Origin of the sequence: Actinophytocola sp. (assembly GCF_035942955.1) — a bacterium.
Lineage (GTDB): Bacteria > Actinomycetota > Actinomycetes > Mycobacteriales > Pseudonocardiaceae > DASYTH01.
Genome location: NZ_DASZCQ010000104.1, coordinates 1 through 3,632, shown reverse-complemented (window position 1 = coordinate 3,632; position 3,632 = coordinate 1). Strand labels below are relative to the sequence as shown.

At 74.7% G+C, this 3,632-nt stretch carries 4 protein-coding genes and 1 riboswitch; of the genes, 1 reads left to right on the top strand and 3 read right to left on the bottom strand.

What is annotated here, in order from left to right; translation table 11 throughout:
- The 3 genes from VGX25_RS10590 to cbiE form a co-directional block, all read right to left on the bottom strand.
- Positions 1-346 (bottom strand): precorrin-6A/cobalt-precorrin-6A reductase (locus VGX25_RS10590; RefSeq protein WP_326917472.1); only part of this gene is annotated, 346 nt, incomplete at its 3' end.
- The gene (cobM, locus tag VGX25_RS10585; protein ID WP_326917471.1) at positions 343-1,092 is read right to left on the bottom strand and encodes a precorrin-4 C(11)-methyltransferase; all 750 of its coding nucleotides are present in this window, start codon (positions 1,090-1,092) and stop codon (positions 343-345) included. The genes VGX25_RS10590 and cobM, both read right to left, overlap by 4 nt.
- Positions 1,089-2,273, bottom strand: coding sequence for a precorrin-6y C5,15-methyltransferase (decarboxylating) subunit CbiE (cbiE, locus tag VGX25_RS10580; RefSeq protein WP_326917470.1), 1,185 nt, complete (start codon positions 2,271-2,273; stop codon positions 1,089-1,091). Before cbiE ends, cobM begins: the two co-directional genes overlap by 4 nt.
- 30 nt (positions 2,274-2,303) lie before the next feature.
- Positions 2,304-2,431, top strand: a riboswitch (cobalamin riboswitch).
- 26 nt (positions 2,432-2,457) lie between these two features.
- On the opposite strand from cbiE, the gene VGX25_RS10575 reads away from it, so the two are divergent.
- A partial coding sequence (locus tag VGX25_RS10575; protein ID WP_326917469.1) for an ATP-binding protein occupies positions 2,458-3,632 on the top strand: 1,175 nt, incomplete at its 3' end.

Below are 3,632 nucleotides of genomic sequence, written 5' to 3'. Positions count from 1 at the left end.
CCCGGCGCCAGTCGTCGCCGGGCGCCTGGGTCCAGCCGGGGCGGCGGAGCAGGAGGAGGGGGATGCCGGTGCGGCGGGCCGCGGTCGCGGCCGACCCGCTGATCCGCTCGGCGAACGGGTGGGTGGCGTCGATGATCGCATCGACGTGCTCGTCGCGCAGCCACCTGGCGAGGCCGCCGGGACCGCCGAACCCGCCGACGCGGACCTCCCCGGCCGGCAGGCTGGGCTCGCGCACCCGTCCGGCCAATGTGGACACCACGCGCAGGCCGGGGCGGGTGGCGAGCGCGGCGGCCAGCGCGCGTGCCTCGGCCGTGCCGCCGAGGATCAGCACGCAGCGGAGCGTCATCGGCCCGGTCGCACGCGGTCCGCCGAGTACAGGTGGCTGCCGGTGAACCCCTCGGCGGTGAGCACCGCCCCGACGATGATCACCGCGGTCCGCTTCACGCCGGCCGCGTGCACCTTGCCGGCGATGTCGGCGAGGGTGCCGCGCAGCACGACCTCGTCGGGCCGGGAGGCGCAGGCGACCACCGCCACCGGGCAGTCCGGCCCGTAGCTCGGGATCAGCTCGGCCACGACCTCGTCGATGCGTTGCACGGCAAGGTGGAGCACCATCGTCGAACCGCTTCGACCGAGCGTGCCCAGGTCCTCGCCGGGGGGCATGGGCGTGGCACGGGCGGCGATCCTGGTCAGCACCACGGTCTGCCCGACGCCGGGCACGGTCAGCTCCCGCTTGAGCGTGGCCGCCGCGGCCGCGAACGCCGGCACCCCCGGCACGATGTCGTAGGGAATCCCGAGCGCGTCCAGCCGGCGCGCCTGCTCGGCCACCGCGCTGAACACCGACGGGTCGCCGGAGTGCAGCCGTACCACGTCGTCGCCCCGTCGATGCGCTTCGACGAGCTCGGCGACGATCTCGTCGAGGGTCAGGTCGGCGGTGTCCACCAGCCGCGCGCCCGGCGGACAGTGCTCGAGCAGCTCGGCCGGCACCAGGCTGCCCGCGTACAGGCACACCGGCGCGGACGCGATCAGCCGCGCGCCTCGCACGGTGATCAGGTCGGCCGCGCCGGGGCCGGCGCCGACGAAGTGCACGGTCATGATCGCCTCACCATCCATTGGGTCACCGGCATCATCGGCCGCCAGCCGGTGAACCCACCGACAGGCGCCGCCCGGCTGATCTCGATCCTGGTCAGCGTGCCGCCCACGCTGCCCTGCCAGGCGGTGAGCACCGCCTCGGACTGCAGCGTGACCGCGTTGGCCACCAGCCGTCCGCCCGCCGGCAGCGCGGCCAAGCACGCGTCGAGCAGGCCGTCGGCCGTCAGGCCGCCACCGACGAAGATCGCGTCCGGCGCGGGCAGGCCTTCCAGCGCCGCGGGCGCCCGCCCACGCACCACCCGAAGTCCAGGCACGCCAAGGGCTTTCGCGTTCCGGCCGATCCGTTCGGCCCGCTCATCGTCGTGCTCGACGGCAATCGCCCGGCAGCCGCGGTCGGAGCGCATCCACTCGATGCCGACGCTGCCCGAGCCGGCGCCGACGTCCCAGAGCAGCTCACCGGGCAGCGGGCCGAGCGCGGCCAGCGTGACCGCCCGCACCTCGCGCTTGGTGAGCTGGCCGTCGTGCTCGAACGCCTCGTCCGGCAGCCCAGGCCCACGGCCGAGCACCACCGTATCGGCGGCCGCCCGGCAGTCCACCGCGACCAGGTTGAGCGCACCGACCTGCGCCGGTTCCCAGGACGCCGCCGTGCCGTCGCGCCGCCGCTCCCCCGGCCCGCCCAGCTCCTCGAGCACGGTCAGCCGGCTGGGCCCGAAACCCCAATCCATCAACGACTTCGCGACCGCGTCCGGCGTCGAGCCATCGGCGCTCAGCACCACCAACCGCCGGCCGGGCAGCACGTCGCGTCGAAGCGCTTCGACGGACCTGACCACCTCCACCTCGTGAACCGCCCAGCCGAGCCGGGCGCAGGCCAACGACACGGCCGACACGTGCGGGATGACCCGCAGCCGTTCCGGTCCGAGCAGCCGGGCCAGCGTCGATCCCACCCCGTAGAGCATCGGGTCGCCGCTGGCCAGCACGCACACCCGGCGTCCGGCGTGCTCGGCAAGCAGCCCGGGAATCGCCGGCAGCATCGGCAACGGCCAGGTGACCTTGATCGCATCCGACTCCACCAGCGCGAGCTGCCGGGCGCTGCCGATCAGCACCTCCGCCTCGGCCAACGCCGCGCGCGCCGGCGGCGCCAGCCCGGCCCAGCCGTCCGCCCCGATCCCTACCACGGTCACCACGGGCTGCACGGTAATCGACAGGGTTCCCACCGTCTGACACGATGCGGGGGACGGCAACGCAGGGAACCCGAGGAAACCAGTGTGAGTCTGGTGCGGTCCCGCCACTGTGACCGGAGCGATCCGGGAGTCAGACACTCGGCCCCTGCCTCCTCGACTCGGGCGCGGACCCGGGGAAGGACAGCGGATGCCAGCGAGCTACCCGTTCTCCGCCATCGTCGGCCACGACGATCTGCGACTCGCCCTCCTGCTCAACGCCGTGCACCCGGCGATCGGCGGGGTGCTGGTGCGCGGCGAGAAGGGCACGGCGAAGTCCACGATCGTGCGCGGGCTCGCCGCTCTGCTGTCCGACGTGGAGATCATCGAGCGGTGCCGGTTCAGCTGCGACCCGGCCGCTCCCGATCCCGGGTGCCCGGACGCCCCGCACGATTCGCCCGTTGCGACACGCCGGCCGGCCCGGCTGGTCGAGCTGCCGGTCGGCGCCACGGAGGACCGGCTGCTGGGGTCGCTCGACCTCGAGCGGGCGCTGACCGCCGGAGTCAGCACCTACCAGCCCGGCCTGCTCTGCGCGGCGCACCGCGGCGTGCTGTACGTCGACGAGGTCAACCTGCTGCACGACCACCTGGTCGACCTGCTGCTGGACGCGGCCGCGATGGGCCGGGCCTACGTCGAGCGCGACGGCGTCTCGGTCTCGCACGCCGCGTCGTTTCTGTTGGTGGGCACCATGAATCCGGAGGAGGGCGAGCTGCGGCCGCAGCTGCTCGACCGGTTCGGGCTCACCGTCGAGGTGTCCGCCGCGCGCGACGTGGACACCCGGGCCGAGGTGATCCGGCGGCGGCTGGCCTACGAGTCCGACCGGGAGTCCTTCGCCGCACGATGGTCCACATCGGACGCCGAGCTGGCCGCGCGGATCGTCCGGGCCCGCGCGGCGCTGCCCGGAGTGCGGCTGTCCGACGGCGAGCTGCGCCGGATCGCCGCCCTGTGCGCATCGTTCGAAGTGGACGGTATGCGCGCGGACCTGGTGCTCGCGCGCACCGCGGTGGCGCACGCGGCGTGGCGGGAAGCCGGCTCGGTCGACGAGCGCGACGTCGAGGTGGCCGCCCGGCTCGCCCTTCCACACCGCAGGCGCCGCGATCCGTTCGACGAGCCGGGGATCGACGAGGACCGGCTCCAGCAGGCGCTCAAGGATGCCGCCGAGCACGCCGATCCGGGCCCGCCGGAGGACGAGCCCGACGGCCCCGGTCCCGGCGGGGAACCGCCCCCATCGCAACAGTCCTCTGTGGATGGCAACGGCGCCGCGGCCGCCCCGGCCGGCGCCCCGGATCCGGCCTTCCGCGCCCGGCTGCTCGAGCTGAACGGGCT

Excerpts from the sequence above, each read along its gene's own strand:
- cobM (WP_326917471.1), bottom strand. The coding sequence starts at position 1,092 with ATGACCGTGCACTTCGTCGGCGCCGGCCCCGGCGCGGCCGACCTGATC.